We start from the raw sequence: 20,947 nt of genomic DNA, 5'->3' as shown, positions 1-20,947 counted from the left end.
CGGTGACCTGAACCGCGCCATGGCTCAGCGGCCAGGACCCACCTCGGCGAGACGGCCGGCGAGGAAGGCGCGCTCGGCGTCGTTGCCCGCCAGTGAGAGCGCCCTTTCGTAGGCCACGGCGGCGTCGGCCTCGCGGCCCAGCCTGCGGAGCAGGTCCGCCTTGATCGCGGGCAGATAGCGATAGCCGGCCAGGCGCTCGTCCTGCTCGAGCGCCTCGATCTCGGCCAGCGCGCTCGCCGGCCCTGCGACCATCGCGACCACCACGGCCCTGTTGAGCGCCACCACCGGGGACGGCCACACCTGCACCAGCCGGTCGTAGAGCAGCAGGATCTGCGGCCAGTCGGTGTCGTCGTACGTCGGCGCGCTCGCGTGCAGCGCCGCGATGGCGGCCTGCAGGGCGAACCGGCCGGGGTCGCCGCCGCCAAGTGCCCCCAGGACCAGCTCGTGCGCCTGCGCGATGGCCTCCTGGTCCCACGCCGAACGGTCCTGGCCGGCCAGTGGCAGCAGGCGGCCGTCCCCGCCCGTACGGGTGGCCCTGCGGGCGTGGTTGGCCAGGAGCAGGGCGAGCAGTCCCCGCACCTCGCGCTCGCCTGGCATCAGGCCGTGGAGCATCCGCGCCAGCTCGAGCGCGCGCCCCTCCAGGTCGGTCCTGGTCAGCGAGGGCCCCTCCGGCGCGGTGTGTCCCGTGGTGAAGAGCAGGTGGATCGTGGTGAGAACCGCGTCGAGCCGCTCCGGCAGCTCGTCGGCCGCGGGCATCCTGAAGGGGATGCGAGCAGCCGCGATCTTCTTCTTCGCCCGCGTGATCCTGGCCGCCATGGTCGGCTCGGAGACCAGGAACGCCCCGGCGACGTGCGCGGTCGGCACGCCGCAGACCAGCCGCAGGGTGAGGGCGACCTGCGTCTCGGTGGCCAGGGCGGGGTGGCAGCACAGGAAGACCAGTCGCAGCCGGTCGTCGTGGACCTGCGGGCCCGCCGCGGCGTCCTGCCCCGTCACCGCCTCGGGCTCCACCAGCAGGTGGAGCTTCGAGCGCAGTGTCCTGGCCCTGCGCAGGGCGTCCAGCGCGTTGTGCCTGGCCGCGACGGTCAGCCAGGCGCCCGGCCTGTCCGGCACGCCGTCGGCGAAGAGCCGCTTGCCCGAGCCGAGCAGCACGGGGAAGACCAGCACGTGGAAGCTGTCGACGAGGTCGTGCGCGAGCAGCGTCTGGATCAGCCGCCCGCTGCCGTGGACCTGGATCTCGCCGCCCTCGCCCTGCTTGAGCTCGCCGACCGCCTTGGCCACGTCACCGGTGAGCAGCGTCGAGTTCTGCCACGACACGCTCTCCAGCGTGCGCGACGCGACGTACTTGCGCAGGCTGTTCATCCTGGCCCCGATCGGGTCGTCGGCGTCTGCCAGCGGCCAGGTGGCGGCGAAGGTGTCGTAGGCCCTGCGTCCGAGCAGGAGCGCGCCCGCCCTCCCGACCAGCGCGGCCATCCGCTGGATGAGCTGCTGGTCCATGTGCGGCACGGCCCAGCCACCGTGCTCGAATCCGCCGTCGCGGTCCTCGTCGCCGCCGCCGGGGGCCTGCATGACGCCGTCCAGGGACACGAACGTGGTCACCATCAGTGTGCGCATGTCGATTCCTCCGCTGTACCTGTCGGTGAGGACGTCGGTGGTGACGCCCTCACCACCTACGGCGAACGAGAGAGGCGGGAATCGACACCATGCGCGAGACCGACGGCGAAGGCCGGACATGAAGACGCCCGCCGTACCGGAAGGTGCAGCGGGCGGCGACCTCAGCCCAGCGAGATCGACTCTCCGTCGATCTTGAAGGCGACCTCGGGCAGCGGCTTGGTGGCGGGTCCGTCCTTGACCGACCCGTCCTCGATGCTGAACTTGCTGCCGTGGCAGGGACAGTCGATCGTCCCGTTCCCGACCGACGCCACCGGGCACCCCTTGTGGGTGCAGAGGGCGCTGAAACACTTGAACTCGCCGGCGACCGGCTGGGTCACGACGACCTTCTGCTCCTTGAAGATCGTCCCGCCTCCGACCGGCACCTCGGCCTTCGTCGTGAGCGCCGCCGTACCGCCCGCGCCTTCACTGGCGGACGCGGAGGCGGAGGCGGACGCGGAGGGCGCCGCCGAACCGGCCGACGCCTGCGGGGCCGCGCTGGTCACCGCCTCGCCGTCGCCACCACACGCCGCCAGCATCACGGCCATGCCGCCCGCTCCCACACCCGCGATAACCGTCCTGCGGCTCTTAAGATCGTCTCGCATGCGAACAAACCAACCGCAGACAGCTGAGAAAATTGTGAAAGGACGCGCTCTACCCCAGTGAGATCTTCTCGCCGTCGACCGTGATCTTCTTCTCCGCCAGCGCCTTGGTCGCCGGCCCGTTGGCGACGGAGCCGTCGGCGATGTTGTACTTGCTGCCGTGGCAGGGGCAGTTGATGGTGCCGTCCTCGACGCTGTCGACCGGACATCCCTGGTGGGTGCAGATGGCCGAGAAGCACTTGAACTCACCCGCTGAGGGCTGGGTCACCACGACCTTCTGCTGGGCGAAGACCTTGCCGCCACCCTCGGGGATGTCGGCCGTACTGGCCAGTTCCTCCCCTGCGGGCTTCTTGGCCTTCTTCGACTTCGTGGGCTCGGGGGCCGACGAGTCCGACTGCGTGGGCTCCTGCTCGGCCACGGTGTCGGCCGGCTGGCCGTAACCGGCGCAGGCGGTGAGCAGCGCGCCCAGGCTCACACCCCCGGCTCCCAGCACCACCGCGCGACGTGTCGTCTCTGCCATGATGATCACCCTCCAGGTTCGCTGTCTCTTCTCAGGTACGGCAGCGCGTGCGCGCCGGTTCAGCCTCCCCTGAGCCGATCCCTCGCACCAGGCAGTTTTACGGGTTCACAGGATGACGATTCCGTCGCCCTCGACCTTGAGAGGGAACTCCGCCAGCGGCGCCTTGGCCGGGCCCTTGAGACACTTGCCGGTGTCGAGGGCGAACTCGCTGCCGTGGCAGGGGCAGGTCATCACGCCGTCCTCAGGGCGTCCCACCGAGCAGCCCTTGTGCGGGCAGTTGGCGGTGAAGGCCTTGAAGACGCCCGAGGTGGGCTGAGTGATCACGATCTTCCACTCGTTGATCACCTTGCCACCGCCAACCGGGACGTCCGCCTTCTTGGCGATGACCTTGCCCTTGATGCCGGGCGGCACGATGGCCGCGGCGCTGCCGTCGGCGCCCGCGCACCCCGCCAGCGCCGCTCCGCACACGGCCACGCCCGTCGCTCCCAGCACCTCACGCCGACCCCATGCGGGCATGCCGCTACCCCGCTCCTCGCCTGCCATGTCGCCCCTCCGCGATCCCCCGACGCCCATGTCAGGCCGGGCCTTTACCTGCTGTTCAGCCTATTGAGACCCCCCGGCGGTCCCGAATCCGGGCCCCCGCGGGGGATCGCGCGGGCGTCAGACGGAAAGGATCTTGCGCAGGAAGCGGCCCGTGTGGCTCTCGTCCACGAGCGCCACCTCTTCGGGCGTGCCCGAGGCCACCAGGGTGCCGCCGCGGGAACCGCCCTCGGGGCCCATGTCGATGACCCAGTCGGCGGTCTTGATCACGTCGAGGTTGTGCTCGATCACGATGACCGTGTTGCCGCCGTCGACCAGCCGCCCGAGAACGCCCAGCAGCCGCCTGATGTCCTCGAAGTGCAGACCGGTGGTCGGCTCGTCGAGCACGTAGATCGTCCGGCCCGTCTGGCGGCGCTGCAGCTCGGAGGCGAGCTTCACGCGCTGCGCCTCACCGCCCGACAGCGTGGTCGCGGGCTGGCCGAGCCGCACGTAGCCCAGGCCGACGTCGTTGAGGGTCTGCAGGTGCCGCTTGATCGCCGGGATGGCCTCGAAGAACGACAGCGCCTCCTCGATCGGCATGTCGAGGACCTCGGAGATGGTCTTGCCCTTGTAGTGGACCTCCAGCGTCTCCCTGTTGTAACGGGCGCCGTGGCAGACCTCGCAGGGGACGTAGACGTCGGGCAGGAAGTTCATCTCGATCTTGATGGTGCCGTCGCCCGCGCACGCCTCGCAGCGCCCGCCCTTGACGTTGAAGCTGAAGCGCCCCGGCTGGTAGCCGCGCACCTTCGCCTCGGTGGTGGCCGCGAACAGCTTGCGGACGTGGTCGAACACCCCTGTGTAGGTCGCGGGGTTGGAGCGCGGGGTGCGCCCGATCGGCGACTGGTCGACGTGGACCACCTTGTCGACCTGGTCCATGCCGTTGACCCGCGAGTGACGGCCGGGCACCGTGCGGGCGCCGTTGAGCTCCTTGGCCAGGGCGTTGTAGAGGATGTCGTTGACCAGCGTGGACTTGCCGGAGCCCGACACACCGGTGACCGCGGTGAACACACCGAGCGGGAAGTCGATGTCGACGCCCTTCAGGTTGTGCTCACGGGCGCCCTTCACCGTGATCTGCCGCTTCTTGTCGCGCTTGCGGCGCTTGGCGGGAACGGCGATGGACCTGCGGCCCGACAGGTAGGCGCCGGTCATCGACTCCTCGCTGTCGAGGAGGTCCTGGACGGTGCCCGAGACCACGACCTGGCCGCCGTGCTCGCCCGCGCCAGGACCGATGTCGACCACCCAGTCGGCGGCGGCGATGGTGTCCTCGTCGTGCTCGACGACGATCAGCGTGTTGCCCATGTCGCGCAGCCTGATCAGGGTGTCGAGCAGGCGCATGTTGTCGCGCTGGTGCAGGCCGATGGACGGCTCGTCGAGGACGTAGAGCACGCCCACCAGGCCGGAGCCGATCTGCGTGGCCAGGCGGATGCGCTGCGCCTCACCACCTGCCAGGGTGCCGGCCGCGCGGTCCATCGTGAGGTAGTCGAGGCCGACGTCGAGCAGGAAGCCCATGCGGGCGTTGATCTCCTTGACCACCCGCTCGGCGATGTGCATGTCGCGGTCGGACAGCTTCAGCGAGGCGAGGAACTTGGCGCACTCGCCGATCGACATGCCCGAGACGTCGGCGATGGACATGTCGGCGACGGTCACGGCCAGCGAGACCGGCTTGAGCCGCCTGCCCTCGCAGGTCGGGCACGGGATCTCGCGCATGTAGCCCTCGAAGCGCTCACGCGTGGAGTCGCTCTCGGCCTCGGCGTGCCTGCGCTGCACCCACGGGATCACGCCCTCGTAGGTGGTGTAGTAGGAGCGCTGCCTGCCGTAGCGGTTGCTGTAGCGGACGTGGACCTGCTCGTCGTGGCCGAAGAGCAGCGACTTCTGCGCCTTCTTCGGCAGCTTCTCCCACGGGGTGTCGAGATTGAAGCCCATGGTCAGGCCGAGCGCCTCGACCAGGCGCACGAAGTACTCGCTGGTGTGGCCACCGGCCCAGGGGTTGAGCGCGCCGTCGCCGAGCGTCTTCTCGGGGTCGGGCACGACGAGGTCGGGGTCGACCTCCATCTTGGTGCCCAGGCCGGTGCACTCGGGGCAGGCGCCGAAGGGGGAGTTGAAGGAGAACGAGCGCGGCTCGAGCTCCTCGAACGACAGGTCGTCGTAGGGGCAGTAGAGGTGCTCGGAGTAGAAGCGCTCACGGCCGGGGTCGTCTTCGGGCAGGTCGACGAATTCGAGCGTGATCGTGCCCCCGGACAGCGTCAGCGCGGTCTCGACCGAGTCGGTCAGCCGCCTGCGCGAGGACTCCTTCACCGAGAGCCGGTCGACGATGACCTCGATGTCGTGCTTCTCGTACTTCTTCAGCGTCGGCGGCTCTTCGAGACGGATCACCGTGCCGTCGACCCTGGCCCTGGCGAAGCCCTTGGTCTGCAGCTCGCGGAACAGCTCGGCGTACTCGCCCTTGCGGCCCCTGACGACGGGGGCGAGCACCTGGAAGCGGGTGCCCTCCTCGAGCTCCATCACCCTGTCGACGATCTGCTGGGGGGTCTGCCTGGCGATGGGGCGGGCGCAGGCGGGACAGTGGGGCTTGCCGATGCGTGCCCACAGCAGCCTCAGGTAGTCGTAGACCTCGGTGATGGTGCCGACCGTGGAGCGGGGGTTGCGGCTGGTCGACTTCTGGTCGATGGAGACCGCGGGAGACAGACCCTCGATGAAGTCGACGTCGGGCTTGTCCATCTGGCCGAGGAACTGCCTGGCGTAGGACGACAGGGACTCGACGTAGCGGCGCTGCCCCTCGGCGAAGATCGTGTCGAAGGCCAGGCTCGACTTGCCCGAGCCGGACAGCCCGGTGAAGACGATCAGGGAGTCTCGCGGAAGGTCCAGCGAGACGTCCTTGAGGTTGTGTTCACGTGCGCCACGCACGATCAAACGGTCTGCCACGGTGATCCCGACGTCGAAGGTGTTGATAGGTCCACGGGGGATGGTAGAGGGAGGGTCCGACAATTTCGGGGGTCCGCTGGCGCCCCGTCGGAAACTTCCCTCACCAGAGTACGGCTTTCTCCCGAGCCGGTACCGGTTCCTTGCAGGTTCAACCACGTGAACTGCGGCATTATGCCCGCATGAGCGTTCTCCCGTCCCTGCGTGCCGAGATCGCGGCCGCCACCGACAGGCTCATGGCGACCGCCGCCCATCTGGATGACGCCGACGTCACCGCCCCCTCCGGGCTGCCGGGCTGGAGCAGAGGCCACGTGCTGACCCACCTCGCCCGCAACGCCGACGGTCTGGTGAACCTGCTGCGCTGGGCCAGGACGGGGATCGAGACGCCGCAGTACCCTGACCCCGCCGCGCGGGCGGCCGAGATAGAGGAGGGAGCGGCGAGGCGGGCCGCCGAGCACCGCGCCGACCTCGAGCTCAGCGCCGCGCGGCTGGCCACGGCGATCGACGAGCTGCCGCAGCCCGCCTGGTCGGCCATGGTCCGCGCGCTCAGACCGCCCCCGCACCCCGCCTGGTACGTGCTGGTCCGGCGGGTGCGCGAGCTGGAGCTCCACCATGTCGACCTCCGCGCCGGCTACACCCCCGACGACTGGCCGGAGGCGTTCGTGCTGAGGGAGTTGCACGACTGCCTGGCCTGCTGGCCGTACGGCAGGAGCACGGTCGGCGCCATCGTGCTGGAGGAGCCCGCGCGGGAGTGGCGGCAACTGGGTGAGGGGCCGGTGGTGCGGGGCACGGCCCGCGACGTGCTCGCCTGGCTGACCGGACGGTCGGCCGGGCAGAGGATTAGGGTGGTGTACGAGGGGCAGCGCGCCGAGGGCGACCGGCTGCCGTCGCCACCCCCTTGGCTGACCATGCCCGCCCCCGCGAACCTCCCGACGGCGCCTCCCGACACCTACCCAGAGGAGAGCCCATGACTTACACAGGCGATGTTCAGGTAGGCGGCCCCGCCGACGTGCGGGAGCTGTCCAAGCTCACCGTCACCAAGCTCGCCGTGGGCCCGTTCGACAACAACGCCTACCTGCTGCGCTGCACGGACACCGGCGAGGGGGTGCTCATCGACGCCGCCGCCGAGCCCGACAGGCTGCTCGCGCTGATCACCGACCAGCCCCTTGCCGCCGTGGTGACCACCCACCAGCACGGCGACCACTGGCAGGGGCTCGAGCAGGTGGTCAAGGTGACGGGCGCGGCGACCATCGCCCACCCGCTCGACGCGGGCGCTCTGCCGATCGCGCCCGACCGGCTGGTGGAGCACGGCGACAGGATCTCGGTGGGCGTCGTCACGCTCGAGGTCATCCACCTGCGCGGCCACACGCCAGGCTCGATCGCGCTGCTGTACGACGGCGGCGACGGCCAGCAGCACCTGTTCACCGGCGACTCGCTGTTTCCCGGCGGCGTGGGCAACACGGGCAAGGACCCCGAGCGCTTCACCCAGCTCTACGACGACGTGGTGGAGCGGCTGTTCGACCGGCTGCCCGACCAGACCTGGGTGTACCCGGGCCACGGCAAGGACACCACCCTGGGCGCGGAGCGGCCCTCACTGCCCGAGTGGCGGGCCCGCGGCTGGTAGCCCCGCTCTCCCGTGTACGGCAGGCGCGATGTCTCGCCGGCCCTCCGTCGCGACGGCGCGGCGGCGGCTCCCGGGGAGCGTCCCCTGGACGGAGCGGCACCGGTGACCGCGCAGGCGCGTTAGGGGGCCTGCCGTACAGGATGTCGGTCAGGAACCGTTGGTGGCCTGCCGTCCAGGGTGATGGTTCAGGAACCGGAGAGGATGCGGACGATACGGTCGGCGGCGGCCCCGGGATCGGCGGTGCTGGCCAGCACCTCGCCCCACGACCACCGGTAGAACCAGCCCTCGTCCAGCGCGACGCAGTCGACGGTCTCGGTGAGGTGGCCCGGGCCCGGTTCGCCGACCCGCAGCGAAGGCGGGTCGGCGCGCAGACGGGTGGAGAGCCCGCGCAGTTCGAGCTCGCCGGCCAGCCGGCCGAGGAAGTAGGTGCGGGTGTGCTCGCGCATGCTCCCATTGAAGCCGAGCGAGCACGCCCTCAGCAGGCGGGGGCGCTCGTCAGTCGCCGACGCTCGTGGATTCCTTGCGCTCCTTGCGCTGCTCACGCTTGAAGAGCAGCACCCGCAGCGGGATCGCCGTCACAAGTGCGATCTGCATGGTGGCGCCGACCTGGATGAGCGTGTCGCCGCCCTGCGGCCAGGCCGCCCACGTGGTGAGGCAGGCCACGTTGATCATGATCCAGGCGAGCACGACGGCCGCCAGCTGCCCCTTGGGCTTGGGGTACTCGATGCGGCTCACCATCAGCCACGCGACCGCGAGCACCGCGGCCAGCGAGAACCAGTTGGGCTGGAACAGCAGCACGATCGAGACGACCGTCATCGCGCCCATCGGGATGGGCAGGCCCATGAAGTCGCCGCTCTTGGTCTTGACGCAGGCGAAGCGGGCCAGTCGCACGCAACCGGCGATGAGGACCGAGGCCGCGGCCACGATCACCGCCGTGAGCGGCAGTTTGCCGGTGAAGCCGCCCCAGATGACGACCATGAAGGCGGGCGCGAAGCCGAAGCTGATCACATCGGCCAGGTTGTCGAGCTCGGCGCCCATGGCCGAGGCGCGGAAACGCCGAGCCACCAGGCCGTCGAACAGGTCGCAGGTGGCTCCGATGAGCAGCAGGACCACCGCGGTGGCGAAGTAGCGAGGGTCGGGCAGGAAGCCGTCTCCCGCCTTCAGCGCCTGGATGGCCGAGGAGGCGAGCACGCACACGGCGAGGAAGCCGCACAGCGCGTTGCCGAGGGACAGCGAGTCGGCCGCGGAGAGCCGGAAGGCCTTGCCCACCGGTCCGCGCGGCTCCTCGTCGTCGGCCTGCCAGCTTCCAGCGTCAGCCGCGGTCAATGGGAGTCACCCCCGCCACCGTCTTGTCTCCCACGGTCACCGCGGGTGAGATTCCTTCGGGAAGGTAGATGTCGACGCGTGAGCCGAACCTGATGAGGCCGATCCGCTCCGTCTGCGAGAGCTTGTCCCCGACGTTCACGTACGGCACGATCCTGCGCGCCACCGCGCCCGCGATCTGCACCATCTCGATGTCGCCGAGCGCGGTCTCGAAATGCCACACCACGCGCTCGTTCTGGTCGCTGTCCTTGTTGAAAGCCGGCAGAAACCCACCCGCCACATGCTGCACGGAGGTGACGGTTCCCGCAAGGGGCGCCCTGTTGACGTGCACGTTCAGCGGACTCATGAAGATCGCGACGCGCGTGCGCCCGTCCGGCCAGGAGTCGATGCTCTGCACGACGCCGTCGGCGGGAGAGAGGATCCTTCCCTCCCCCGGCACACGGTCGGGGTCGCGGAAGAACCAGAGCATGGCTCCGGTGAGCGCGGTCAGCGGCACGGCGGCCACACCCCAGCGCCGGTCACGGCGGCTGAGGAGCGTCGTGGCGGCCGCAGCGGCCACGGTCGGGAAGAGCCATGGAGACACACCGCGGGCAAGCCGCACGCGGCGGCTCTGCAGGCGGCTTGCGGAATCGTCTGACACTGACAACCTTTGATGGTGACTATGGACGGGCGCTTTGCCGAGATGTTACAGAACTCGAAACCCTTACACGAAGCAAAGCGCCTTTGACCACCGTCGCGCTAGCCCTCGTTGGCACTCGCGGAGGTGGGAATTTCCTTCCCCTTCCGCGCGTCGCTCCGCGACTTCAGCAGGCTCGCCACGGTGGTGACGACCATCGTCACGCCGATCACGGACAGGGACACCCAGATGGGCACCTCGGGAGCCCACGACACATGGCTGGCGTGCAGGGCCTCCAGAATCAGCTTAACCCCGATGAAGCCCAGGATGAACGCCAGACCGTAACTGATGTAGACGAGCCGCTGCAGCAGTCCGCCCAGCAGGAAGTAGAGCTGACGCAGCCCCATCAGCGCAAAGGCGTTGGCGGTGAAGACGATGAAGGGGTCCTGCGTGAGGCCGAAGATGGCCGGAATCGAGTCGAGCGCGAACAGCAGGTCGGTGGTGCCGATGGCGACCATGACGATCAGCATCGGGGTGACCATGCGCCTGCCGTCGATCTTGACGGTCACCTTGTGGCCGACGTAGTCGGGCGTCGTGGGGAAGGCCCTGCGCACCCAGCGCAGCAGCGCGTTCTCGCTGAACTCGTCCTCGTCGTGGCCGTGCTGGCGGATCAGGTTGATCGCGGTGTAGAGCAGGAAGGCGCCGAAGACGTAGAACAGCCAGCTGAACCTCTGCAGCGCCGCCGCGCCGAGCGCGATGAAGATGCCGCGCATGACCAGCGCCATCAGGATGCCGACGAGCAGCACCCTGTGCTGGTAGACCTTCGGAACGGCGAAGCGTCCCATGATGATGAAGAAGATGAAGAGGTTGTCGACGCTGAGGCTGTATTCGGTGATGTAGCCGGCGAAGAACTGTCCCGCATGGGTCGCGCCCTGAGTCGCCCAGAGGATGATGCCGAAGATGATGGCCAGAAGCACGTAGAAGCTGACCCAGAAACCGGCCTGCTTCATCGAGAACTCGCGGGCCTCACCGCGGTCGACGATCCACAGATCCACGGCGATGACGACAAGCAGACCGACGATGACGACGGCCCAAGCCCACAACGGTTCACCCACAGTGATACCAACCCTCCGGCGCGCATGACTGACAGCCGGAGGTCTCTCCCGCCCACACGATGAAGTGGACCGGCAGCCCCGGGAGCCCCGTGGAGCGGGGCGAACCGTGATGACGAGGCTGTCGCGAAGGGATACTCCCCTCCCTAACCCAAGCAGTATAGGAGAACGCCCCTGCCCCGCCTAATCATCCCCTGTCACCGGCCGACCCCCGAGAGTCTCCCGTTTCCTCCGGCCGCCAGTCGGCGTCCAGCGGCCGGAAAGACCCACCTACTTCTTCCCACCGCCGGGCGGCGCCGGGTAGGCGGCGAGCACCGCCTCGACCGCGTCGGCTGCGTCGGGGAGCTCCGCTCCCCTTCGCGCCGCGGCCTGCGCCCGTCGCCGCTGTTCGGCCGGGTCGTCGATCAGCTCGCGTACGGCGGCGCGCATCGCCTCCACGTCCCCGTACGGCACCAGCACCCCCGCGTCACCCATCAGCTCGGGGATTCCCCCCACGGCGGTGGCGACGACGGGCTTGCCCGCCATGAGCGCCTCGCTCAGGCTCAGCGGCTGGCCCTCCCAACGGCTCGGCCACACGACCAGCGTGGCGGCGGCGAGCAGGTCGGGGATGTCGTCCCTGTCGCCGAGCAGGCGCACCGGCAGCCGCTCGGCGTCGATCCTCGCCTGCAACGCCGCACGCAGCGGGCCCTCCCCCGCCACGAGGAACAACGGCTGCCCCATGGAGCCTCGCGCTCCCCTGTGGCCGACGCCACCGGGGTCACCGGGCTGACCCGAGCACCCCTCACTCTCACGCTCGCCCCCAGCGCCGCCTTCACGGCCGGCGTCTCCCCTGGAGCCGCCGACACCTCGAGCATCATCACCCCTGCTGTCGGCCTCACCGCCGCCCCCGGTGCCGCCGCCCCGAGCATCACCCCCAGTTTCGGCATCACGGCCACTTCCATCCCGGGTGTCGCCCCCACGCCCAGCGCACCCAGCCGCGACGTCGAGCAGAGTGTCGAGGCCCTTCTGCTGGGCCAGCCGCGCGATCGTCAGCACCACAGGCCGCCCCGCCGCCCCCAGCTCCTCCAGCACCTCAGGCACAGGCCTGGTGGCCGCCCGCAGCGGCGGCGCCGGCACCACGGCGGCGCGCACGTCGCGCGCCCCCAGCGCGCGCATCCTGTCGCCCAGGTCGGGCGAGACGACCAGCACCCGATCGGCCCCGCGCGCCACGACGCGCTCCAGCACCGCGTAGACCGCCCCGACCAGCCCACCGGCGGTCAGCGCGTTGTGCAGGGTCACCACCAGCGGCGTGCGCCCTCCCGCCAGCGCCGCGAGGGCCCCCGCCCGCAGACCGTGGGCATGGGCGACGTCCGCCTCCTTCAGGCAGCGCCTGATGCGCGCCACCGCCCTGACGTCGTTGACCGGATGCGGCCGGTCGGAGACCTGCACAGGCACGAAGACCGCCCCTGCCGCGCGGAAGCCGAACTGCTCCTCCACGCTCTGGGGGCCGACGACCAGCACCTGGTGTCCGCGCCGCAGCAGCCCTTCGGCCAGCATCACGACGTGCCTGCCCGTGCCGCCCGAGGTCGTGCCGAGCACGAAGGCCACCCGCATCGTCAACCACCCATCCGTGACTCGTCACGTCGTCGCCGCAGCACGATCCCCGCCAGCGCCGCCGCGTCGGCCCTGTCGACCAGGGCGACGACCGCCGCGCCGACGGCCAGCGCCACGCAGCCCGCCAGCAGCGCGAGGCCCGTCAGGGCGAGCAGGCCGGTCGCCGGGACCAGGGCCACCAGCGCCGAGCCCGCCGCGAATCCCGCGCCTCCGCCCGCGAAGGCGGCCAGGGTCGCGCGGGCCACGCCCTGCACCGGCTCGGCCCCTCTCGCCCGCGCCACGGCGGCCAGCAGCCAGGCGCCGCCCACCGTCATGCCGGCGGTCATGCCGAGCGCCAGGCCGCCGACCTGCCAGCCCTCGGGGAAGGCCAGGACGAAGCCCACCTGGGCGAGCATCGCCACCACCCACCCGACCACGGTGCCCGTCGCCGCCGCCCTGCCCCTGCCCGCCGCGTAGAGGACTCTGCTGAGGTGGGCGATCAGTCCGTAGCCGACCAGGCCAGGAGCGAACAGGGCGATCGCGCGGGCCAGCTCGGGCGGGGGCACGTCGGTCAGCGACCTGAGGAAGACGACCGCTCCCGGGCCCGCGGCAGCGGCCAGCGCGCCCGCGGCCAGGCCCGAGACCAGCACGACCGCCCTCGTCGTGCGGGCGGCCAGCGCGGCGAAGGGCTCCCACGCCTGCCCGGCCGCGTGCGCGGACAGCCCGGGGAAGGCGCTGGTGGCGATCGGTACGGCCAGCACCGCGTAGGGCACGAGGTAGATGGCCCACGCGTAGTTGTAGACGACGAGCGCTCCGCCGCCGATGGCGTTGTTCGAGAGCAGCAGCACCACGACCATCGTGGCCTGCTGGGCGAGCAGCCCCGCGATGCCCGCCATGGCCAGGGCGCGGACCTGGGCCGCCACCCCCTCGGGGAAGCGCAGCGTGGGCCGCAGCCTGAGGCGCAGGCCGAGCGCGGGCCCTGTGACGGTGAGGACGAGGGCGAGCACGCCGAGGCTGGTGCCGACCGACAGCGCGAGCTCGGCGGGGGTGGGCAGCGCGCCGGGGTCTCTGGTGTCGCCGCTCAGCGGCACGAACAGCAGGTAGGCCACGATGACGACGATGCTGGAGACCAGAGGCGCGACCGCCGGGCCCGCGAAGCGCTGGTGCGACTGCAGGACGCCGTAGAGCACGACGGCCAGGCCGTACAGCGGGATCTGGGGGGCGAAGACCACCAGCATGCGGGTGGCCAGCGCGCTCACCGCGGCGGAGTCGCAGCCCACGAAGGAGAACAGCCCCATGACGGGACCGGCCAGCACGGCGGTCAGCACGGCCAGCGGCACCAGCACGACCAGCACCCAGGTGAGCAGCGCCGAGGTGATGCGGCCGACCTGCGCCCTGCCGGCCGCGCCCGCGAGGACGGGGACCACCATTCCGGCCAGCGCCCCGCCGACCACGACCTCGAAGACGATGTTGGGGATCTGGTTGGCCGTCGCGTAGGCCGTTCCGAGACAGTTGGTGCCGACGGTTCCGGCGAAGACGGCCTGCTTGGCGAAGCCGGTGATCCTGGCGAGGACCGTGATGGCGCCGATGAGCACGGCGGCGCCCGCCACCCCCCGCGTCACCACCCACCGCCTTCCTGAAGGGCCGCCGACATCAGTGGCCATCCTGGCAGACGCGACCGACAACTCACGCGGGGCGGCGGCCCAGCATGTCGATCCTGTGGAGCACCGAGTTGGCGGCGATGACCTTGGTGAAGCTGATCTTCTCCGACGCCGCGGTCAGCGCGGCCACCGTGCCCAGCAGCGCGTATCGGCCTCGGCGGCCGAGCGTGGTGACGGCGGCCAGGCCGAGCAGCGCGCCGAGCGCGTTGGCTCCGGCGTCGCCCAGCATGGCCTGCTCGCCGAGGTCTTCGGGCAGCAGCGCGGCTCCCGCGCCGAGCGGCAACGCGACCAGCGCGGCGCCGAGCGCGTCGGCGCCGAGCAGGCAGGCGGCCAGCAGCGGGCCCCCCGCCATCAGCCCGACCTTGATGGCCCTGCCAGGACGCAGGTCGAACAGGTTGGCCAGGTTCGCGCTGCCCGCGATGGCCGCGCCGTTGACCAGGGTGTCGAGCGGGCCGCGCGAGACCAGGGCGGCCGCGCCGAGCCCGGTGGCGCCGATGCCGAGGATCTTGACGGCGCCGCTGGTGACCTGTCCTCTGGCCAGAGCCGACAGGTGGCCCTTGAAGCCCTTGGAGGAGGAACCGCCGTAGAGATCGTCGTAGGCGCCGAGCGCGCCGCTGCCGGCCCCCGCGAGCACGGCGGCCAGACGCGCCTTGGCGGGGAGGCCGGGCGCGATCGCCAGCGCGCCGGCGGCGCCGGCGACGAAGGCGGGGCCCTCCAGCAGGGTGAGCGTCTCGCCCCTGTGGTTGGTGCGCTCCCACTCCTTGGAGCGCGCCTTGGCGGTGAGCGCGGTGTAGGCGGCCCTGGCCGCGACGGCACCGAGGACGGCGCCTGCGAGCGCGCCGAGCAGAGCACGAGCCATGTCAGCTCCCTGACGTGGTGGGCGAAGGGGTCGCGGCGGACGAGGCCGGTTGGAACTCCGAGGCGTCGGGGCCGATGCCGTACTGGCCCGCGCGGCCGTCCAGCTGCTCCCGGAGAGAGTAGACGACCACGACACGGCCCGCGGGCATATCGAGGGTGTCGACGGTGGAGACCTTCGCGGCCACGTCGCCCGTGTCGCGCAGCGCGGCGATGAGGCCGCCGGGCTGGGTCGCGGCCAGGATGCCCGCGAGCGAGGAGCCCTGGGAACCGTCGTCGAGCCCTCCTGCCAGCGAGACGAGCGCGCCGGCCTGCGCCTGCGCCTTCTCCCCCGCGAACGGCGTGTCGGGAGCGAGGACCAGCGCGAGCGTGGCCCGCTTGGCCGGGGTGCCGTCGACGCTGAGCAGGCCCGCCTTCTCGAAGCCGTCGAGAACGCCCACCGTGGTGGTGTTCTCCGTGCCGGCCTGCGTGTCGTCGGCGGTGACGAGCGCGGCGGCCAGCACCGCGGCGGCGTTCTTGTACGGGTCGGTGCCGGGCAGGGTGAGGCCCGCGGGCTTGAGCTGGGTCGTCAGCTGGTCGATGAAGTTGGCCTGCGTCGGGTCGAGGTACTTTTCGGCGATCGTGACCTGTCCGCTGATCGTGGCGCCCGCCTCGGTCAGCACCTGCACGCTCTGCTCGCGCAGCGTGCCCGAACTGCCGGGCGCGGCGACGAGCAGGACGCTCTCGCCGGTCAGCTGCGCCCGTACCAGCGCGGGGATCTCGGCGGTGACGAAGTCGTCGTTGCCCGCCTCCCTGGCCTGCAGCGCCGCCAGCTGGTCGCGGTACTCGCTGTTGGACTTACGCAGGTCGTCGGCGGTCTGCAGGGCCGACTCGATCGCCGGGTTGGACAGCAGCGTCGTGCCCATCACGATGCCGACGGCCAACGCCAGGAAGATCGCGACGATGGAGACGAGGTGATAGCGGAAATCGATCACGAGAAGAGTCCGACCAACCAGAAGATGAAGGAGTTCCAGGCGTCTTGCAGGCTGATCAACCATGTCTTGCCGATGGGCGAGATGAAGATCGCCACGCTCATGGTGATCATCGCGGTGATCACCAGCAGGATCAGCTGCGGGGTGGAGATGCGGCTGCGGTAGAGGCGGCTGACGCCCTTGGCGTCGATGAGCTTGCTGCCGACGATCAGCCTGGTGAGGAAAGTGCTCGCCATGCCGGAGCGTCCCTTGTCGAGGAACTCCACCAGTGTCGCGTGGGTGCCGACGGCGACGATGAGCTCGGCGCCCTTGTCGTCGGCCAGCAGCATCGCGATGTCCTCGCTCGTGCCGGTGGAGGGGAAGATCACCGCTTCGCGCCCGAGCTGGTGGACCCGCTCGAGGCCGGGCGCGCGGCCGTCGCGGTAGGCGTGCACGACCAGCTCGGCGCCGCAGGTCAGCGCCTTGGCCGAGACGGAGTCGAAGTCGCCGACGATCAGGTCGGGCTGGTAGCCGGCCTCCAGCAGCGCGTCCGCGCCGCCGTCGACCCCGACGAGCACGGGCCTGTACTCCCTGATGTACGGCCGCAGCGTGGCGATGTCCTCTTTGTAGTGGTAGCCGCGCACCACGATCAGGACGTGCCTGTCCTCCATGGAGGTACGGATGTCGGGCACGCCGACCCCGTCGATGAGAAGCTTGCCCTCGCCCCTGACGTACTCCATGGTGTTGACGGCGAAGGCCTCGATCTGCACCGCGAGCCCCGCTCGCGCCTCGGCGAGCGCCGCCTCGATCGTCTCGGGCGTCTGCACCTCGCCTTTGCCGATCACTTCCTCGTCGTGGTAGACGACGCCGTCGTGCAGCCTGACGACATCGCCGTCGCGCAGCCTCTCGAACAGCTCCGGCGTGGCGCCGTCCACGAAGGGAAGGCCGGCCTCGACGATGATCTGCGGGCCGAGGTTGGGGTAGCGGCCGCTGATGCCCGCGGCCACGTTCACCACCGCCGCCGCACCGCACGCGACCAGTGCCTCCGCGCTCACCCGGTCAACATCGACGTGATCGATAATCGCGATTTCACCGGACTTGAGGCGCTTGGTCAGCCTCTTCGTCCTTCGATCGATTCTCGCCACTGCCGTGACACCGGGAAGGTCGTTGACCTTCCTACCGCGGAGGCCCGGAATCTTGTTCGCCGGAACCTTCATCAAGACCATCCTGCCAGAGCGAGAGAGCAGGGTGGTCGCGGACAGCGCGGCGTGTCAGATTTGTCACGGAGGATCACCGATCGGCGGCGGCCATTCCCAGGAGCTCTTCGGCGTGGGCCCTGCCCAGCTCGGAATCCTCCAGCCCGGCGAGCATGCGCGACAGCTCGCGCACCCTGCCGTCGTGGTCGAGGGTGACCACTCCGCTGCGCACCACACTGCCGTCGCCCGCCTTCTCCACCACCAGGTGCTGGTCGGCGAAGGCGGCGACCTGCGGCAGGTGAGTGACGACAATCACCTGGGCGGTGCGGGCCAACCTGGCCAGGCGCCGCCCGATCTCGACCGCGGCCTTGCCGCCCACCCCCGCGTCGACCTCGTCGAAGACGAACGTCGGCACGGGGTCGGCGCCCGCGAAGACGACCTCGATGGCCAGCATGACGCGGCTCAGCTCACCGCCTGAGGCGCCCTTGTTGAGCGGCAGCGGCGGCGCGGCGGGGTGCGCCGACATGCGCAGCTCGACCTCGTCGACGCCCTCGGGGCCGTACTCCGCTGCCTCGCTGAGCTGGACGACGACCCTCGCGTGGGGCATGGCCAGCGCGGTCAGCTCCTCGGTGACCGCGGCGCCGAAGCGCTCGGCGGCGGCGGACCTGACCTTGGTGAGCTCGGCGGCCAGCTCGCCCAGCCTGGCGCTCAGCTCCTCGTGCTCCCTGGTCAGCTCCCCGATGCGGTCGTCGTCGCCCTCGAGCTCGGTCAGCCTGGCGGCTGCGGCCTGCGCCCAGGCCAGCACGCCCGCGCTGTCCTCGGCGTACTTCCTGACCAGCCCGGAAAGGATGGAGCGGCGTTCCTGGACGGCCGCGAGCCTGGCCGGGTCGGCCTCGATGGACTCGGCGTAGGCGGCCAGGTCGGTGGCCACGTCGGAGATCAGGTAGCCGGCCTCGGCCAGCCGGTCGGCCACGCCGGCCAGCTGGGGGTCGAAGTCGCGCACCGCCTCGACGGCCGTGCGGGCCTCGCCGAGCAGCGAGATCACGTCGCGCGTGTCGCCTGAGGGGTCCATGGGGTCGCCCAGCAGCGCGGTGTGGGCGGTGGTCGCGGCGCCGCGCAGCGCGTCGGCGTGGGAGAGCCGCTCCTCCTCCGCGCGCAGCTCGACGTCCTCGCCGCGCTTGGGGTCGACCTTCTCGATCTCCTCCAGGCCGAAGCGGAGCATGTCGGCCTCCTGGGCGCGCTCCCTGGCCTTGGTGGTGAGCTCCTCCAGGAGGGCGGCGACCTGCTTGTGGCGCTTGTAGGTCTGGGTGTAGGCGCGCAGCGGCTTGACCAGGTCTTCGCCCGCGTAGCGGTCGAGGGCCGCGCGCTGCCTGGCCGGCTGCAGCAGCCGCTGCTGGTCCATCTGGCCGTGCACGGCCACCAGGTCGTCGGCCAGGTAGGTCAGGGTGCCGACGGGAACCGTGCGCCCGCCCAGCCAGGCGCGCGAGCGGCCCTCGGCCGAGACGGTGCGAGAGATGATCAGCTCGCCGTCCTCGACCTCGCCGCCGACGTCCTCCACCTGCTGGGCGACGCGGCCCTTCGACTCGACGACGAGCGTGCCCTCCACTGTGGCCTTGTCGGCCCCAGGACGCACCCTGGCGGGGTCGGCACGGCCGCCGAACAGCAGCCCGAGCCCGGTGACGACCATCGTCTTGCCCGCCCCCGTCTCGCCCGTGACCACGTTGAAGCCGGGCGAGAGCTCAAGGACGGCCTCGTCGATCACGCCGAGCCCCTGGATGCGAACCTCCTCTACCCTGGGTCGCACTGGCCACTCCTGTCCCGTCGACATAGCCGAACACCTGTGCGCATGCGATCCTACGCGCTCCCGTCACCATTGACTCAGGGACGCACCCTTCCGCGCCAGCCCTGTACAGGCAATTCGAACTTGGCGACCAGCCTGTCCGTGAAGGGGGCGCCGGTGTTCTCGATGCCGTGCAGACGGGCCAGCCGTACGGGGTGGGTGGATCTGCGGACCTCCACCCTCGTGCCGGCCGGCAGGTCGAAACGGCGGCGGCCGTCGCACCACAGCACACCTCCCGGCGTGTTGGGCAGGATCTCGGCCGCCAGCGTGGATCGCGGCGAGACCACGAGCGGCTTGGCGAACAGGGCGTGCGCGCTGATCGGGACCAGCAGCAGCGCCTCGACCTCGGGCCAGACGACGGGACCTCCCGCCGAGAAGGCGTAGGCGGTCGAGCCCGTCGGGGTCGCGCAGATCACTCCGTCGCAGCCCCAGCGTGACAGCGGCCGCCCGTCGACCTCGACGACGACCTCGAGCATGCGCTCGCGCTTTTCCACCGTGGCCTCGTTGAGGGCCCAGGTGTCGGCGATGATCTGGCCGTTCTGCCTGGCGGTGACGTCGAGCGTCATGCGCTCCTCGACGTCGTAGCGGCCCTCGACCACGGAGTCGACGGCGGCAGCCAGGTCGTCGACCTCGGCCTCGGCGAGAAAGCCCACGTGGCCGAGGTTGACGCCGAACAGCGGGGCGCCCGCGGGCCTGGCGATCTCGGCCGAGCGCAGCAGCGAGCCGTCGCCGCCGAGCACGATCATCATCTCGGCGTCCTTGGCCGCGCTGGGGTCGGAGGGCATCACCTCGACGCCCCTGCGGCCGATGTCCTCGGCCTCGGCCTCGAGCACCCTGACGGCCAGGCCCGCCTCGAGCAGCCTGTCGATCACCAGGTGCGCGCTGTCGATCGCGGCCTCACGCCCCGTGTGTGCGGTGACCAGCACCGTGCGCTTCATTGCGGCCCCTCCGCCACTGCCCGTTCGATCGCGGCGTCGAGATCCTCGACCCCGGGCTCACCTTCTCCCTTGCCCAGCCAGAGCAGGTACTCGACATTGCCCGACGGGCCGGGAAGGGGGCTGGCGGTGACGCCGCGCACGGTCAGCCCCAGCTCGACGGCCTTGGCGGCGGCATCGCGCACCGCGCCGGCCCTGAGTTCGGGGTCGCGCACCACGCCGCCCGCGCCCACGCGCTCCTTGCCCACCTCGAACTGCGGCTTGACCAGCATCACGAAGTCTGACTCGGGGGCGGCCACCCCGACGAGGGCCGGCAGCACGAGCCGCAGCGAGATGAACGACAGGTCGCCCACGATCAGCGAGGGCGCCTCGCCGACCATCTCGGGGGTGAGGTCGCGGACGTTGACGCGCTCCATCACCGTGACGCGCTCGTCGGTGCGCAGCGACCAGGCCAGCTGGCCGTAGCCGACGTCGACGGCCAGCACGTGGCCGACGTCGTGGCGCAGCAGGACGTCGGTGAACCCGCCGGTGGAGGCGCCCGCGTCGAGCGCGCGACGGCCCGCCACGCGCAGCCGAGGGAAGGCCTCCAGGGCGCCGAGCAGCTTGTGGGCGCCGCGCGAGACGTAGTCGGGGCCCTCTGCCGACTCGGCCACGACGATCGCCGAGGCGGTGTCGACCTGGGTGGCGGGCTTGCCCGCCACCTGGCCGCCGACGCTCACCCTGCCGTCGGTGATGAGCTGGGCCGCCTGCTCGCGGGATCTGGCCAGGCCCCGCCGTACGAGCTCGCTGTCGAGCCTGACGCGACGGCTCACTGGTCGTCCACCGAGGCCAGCGTCTCCTCAAGGGCGGAGAACGCCTCCTCGAACACCTTCACCTGATCGCTCACGGGCAGCGACTCCGCCTGGACGAGGCCCGCCACCACCGCGTCGACGCGCTCGTCACCGATCTCCATCATGTCTTCGACCGTATCGGACCGCACCGACACTCTGGCGACCC

General features: G+C 70.9%; 20 protein-coding genes. 2 read left to right on the top strand and 18 right to left on the bottom strand.

Annotation, left to right across the window (positions count from 1 at the left end):
- Nucleotides 1-24: 24 nt before the first annotated feature.
- From ABFX50_RS29585 to uvrA, 5 genes are all read right to left on the bottom strand, one after another.
- Complete coding sequence (locus ABFX50_RS29585; protein ID WP_346150812.1) at nucleotides 25-1,611, bottom strand: DUF6596 domain-containing protein; 1,587 nt, start codon at nucleotides 1,609-1,611, stop codon at nucleotides 25-27.
- Between the two features lie 161 nt (nucleotides 1,612-1,772).
- Nucleotides 1,773-2,252: a Rieske (2Fe-2S) protein gene (locus ABFX50_RS29580; RefSeq protein WP_346150810.1), complete on the bottom strand. Its 480-nt coding sequence runs from the start codon at nucleotides 2,250-2,252 to the stop codon at nucleotides 1,773-1,775.
- A gap of 49 nt (nucleotides 2,253-2,301) precedes the next feature.
- A complete protein-coding gene (locus tag ABFX50_RS29575; protein WP_346122455.1) occupies nucleotides 2,302-2,769 on the bottom strand; it encodes a Rieske (2Fe-2S) protein in 468 nt (155 codons plus the stop codon).
- A gap of 105 nt (nucleotides 2,770-2,874) precedes the next feature.
- A complete protein-coding gene (locus ABFX50_RS29570; protein WP_346150808.1) occupies nucleotides 2,875-3,285 on the bottom strand; it encodes a Rieske (2Fe-2S) protein in 411 nt (136 codons plus the stop codon).
- A gap of 144 nt (nucleotides 3,286-3,429) precedes the next feature.
- A complete protein-coding gene (gene uvrA / locus ABFX50_RS29565; RefSeq protein ID WP_346150806.1) occupies nucleotides 3,430-6,270 on the bottom strand; it encodes an excinuclease ABC subunit UvrA in 2,841 nt (946 codons plus the stop codon).
- Between the two features lie 179 nt (nucleotides 6,271-6,449).
- Between uvrA and ABFX50_RS29560 the strand changes: the two genes are divergently transcribed.
- Together ABFX50_RS29560 and ABFX50_RS29555 are read left to right on the top strand one after the other, a co-directional pair.
- On the top strand, nucleotides 6,450-7,238 hold the full coding sequence (locus ABFX50_RS29560) for a maleylpyruvate isomerase family mycothiol-dependent enzyme (protein WP_346150804.1): 789 nt from the start codon (nucleotides 6,450-6,452) through the stop codon (nucleotides 7,236-7,238).
- On the top strand, nucleotides 7,235-7,891 hold the full coding sequence (locus ABFX50_RS29555) for an MBL fold metallo-hydrolase (protein WP_346122460.1): 657 nt from the start codon (nucleotides 7,235-7,237) through the stop codon (nucleotides 7,889-7,891). Before ABFX50_RS29560 ends, ABFX50_RS29555 begins: the two co-directional genes overlap by 4 nt.
- 185 nt (nucleotides 7,892-8,076) lie before the next feature.
- Here the strand turns inward: ABFX50_RS29555 and ABFX50_RS29550 are convergent, their stop codons facing one another.
- The 13 genes from ABFX50_RS29550 to ABFX50_RS29490 all read right to left on the bottom strand — a co-directional run bounded on the left by ABFX50_RS29550 (nucleotide 8,077) and on the right by ABFX50_RS29490 (nucleotide 20,906).
- A complete protein-coding gene (locus ABFX50_RS29550) occupies nucleotides 8,077-8,337 on the bottom strand; it encodes a hypothetical protein (RefSeq protein ID WP_183662030.1) in 261 nt (86 codons plus the stop codon).
- Nucleotides 8,338-8,386: 49 nt separating this feature from the next.
- On the bottom strand, nucleotides 8,387-9,217 hold the full coding sequence (gene pssA, locus ABFX50_RS29545; protein WP_346150801.1) for a CDP-diacylglycerol--serine O-phosphatidyltransferase: 831 nt from the start codon (nucleotides 9,215-9,217) through the stop codon (nucleotides 8,387-8,389).
- Nucleotides 9,204-9,773 carry a phosphatidylserine decarboxylase gene (locus tag ABFX50_RS29540; protein ID WP_378540039.1) on the bottom strand — a complete coding sequence of 190 codons (570 nt, stop codon included), beginning with the start codon at nucleotides 9,771-9,773 and terminating at the stop codon, nucleotides 9,204-9,206. Before ABFX50_RS29540 ends, pssA begins: the two co-directional genes overlap by 14 nt.
- Nucleotides 9,774-9,952: 179 nt before the next feature.
- On the bottom strand, nucleotides 9,953-10,945 hold the full coding sequence (locus ABFX50_RS29535; protein ID WP_376773321.1) for a TerC family protein: 993 nt from the start codon (nucleotides 10,943-10,945) through the stop codon (nucleotides 9,953-9,955).
- Nucleotides 10,946-11,212: 267 nt separating this feature from the next.
- Nucleotides 11,213-12,535, bottom strand: coding sequence for a glycosyltransferase family 4 protein (locus tag ABFX50_RS29530; protein WP_346151020.1), 1,323 nt, complete (start codon nucleotides 12,533-12,535; stop codon nucleotides 11,213-11,215).
- Between the two features lie 2 nt (nucleotides 12,536-12,537).
- Nucleotides 12,538-14,136, bottom strand: a complete 1,599-nt coding sequence (murJ, locus tag ABFX50_RS29525; protein ID WP_346150799.1) for a murein biosynthesis integral membrane protein MurJ — start codon at nucleotides 14,134-14,136, stop codon at nucleotides 12,538-12,540.
- Nucleotides 14,137-14,200: 64 nt separating this feature from the next.
- Nucleotides 14,201-15,034 carry a hypothetical protein gene (locus ABFX50_RS29520; RefSeq protein WP_346150797.1) on the bottom strand — a complete coding sequence of 278 codons (834 nt, stop codon included), beginning with the start codon at nucleotides 15,032-15,034 and terminating at the stop codon, nucleotides 14,201-14,203.
- Between the two features lies 1 nt (nucleotide 15,035).
- Entirely contained in the window at nucleotides 15,036-16,004 is a 969-nt protein-coding gene (locus ABFX50_RS29515) for a copper transporter (RefSeq protein WP_346150795.1), read from the bottom strand.
- Nucleotides 16,001-17,197: a putative cytokinetic ring protein SteA gene (gene steA / locus ABFX50_RS29510; RefSeq protein WP_183662042.1), complete on the bottom strand. Its 1,197-nt coding sequence runs from the start codon at nucleotides 17,195-17,197 to the stop codon at nucleotides 16,001-16,003. Before steA ends, ABFX50_RS29515 begins: the two co-directional genes overlap by 4 nt.
- A 73-nt stretch (nucleotides 17,198-17,270) precedes the next feature.
- Complete coding sequence (recN, locus tag ABFX50_RS29505) at nucleotides 17,271-19,004, bottom strand: DNA repair protein RecN (RefSeq protein ID WP_346150793.1); 1,734 nt, start codon at nucleotides 19,002-19,004, stop codon at nucleotides 17,271-17,273.
- Between the two features lie 50 nt (nucleotides 19,005-19,054).
- A complete protein-coding gene (locus tag ABFX50_RS29500; RefSeq protein WP_346150791.1) occupies nucleotides 19,055-19,954 on the bottom strand; it encodes an NAD kinase in 900 nt (299 codons plus the stop codon).
- The gene (locus ABFX50_RS29495) at nucleotides 19,951-20,763 is read right to left on the bottom strand and encodes a TlyA family RNA methyltransferase (protein WP_183662048.1); all 813 of its coding nucleotides are present in this window, start codon (nucleotides 20,761-20,763) and stop codon (nucleotides 19,951-19,953) included. The genes ABFX50_RS29500 and ABFX50_RS29495 overlap by 4 nt, the downstream gene beginning before the upstream one ends.
- Nucleotides 20,760-20,906 carry a hypothetical protein gene (locus ABFX50_RS29490; protein WP_346150789.1) on the bottom strand — a complete coding sequence of 49 codons (147 nt, stop codon included), beginning with the start codon at nucleotides 20,904-20,906 and terminating at the stop codon, nucleotides 20,760-20,762. The genes ABFX50_RS29495 and ABFX50_RS29490 overlap by 4 nt, the downstream gene beginning before the upstream one ends.
- Between the last annotated feature and the right edge of the window lie 41 nt (nucleotides 20,907-20,947).

The organism is Nonomuraea recticatena (assembly GCF_039533245.1).
GTDB lineage: Bacteria > Actinomycetota > Actinomycetes > Streptosporangiales > Streptosporangiaceae > Nonomuraea > Nonomuraea roseola.
This window is presented reverse-complemented; position numbering and strand designations above follow the sequence as displayed.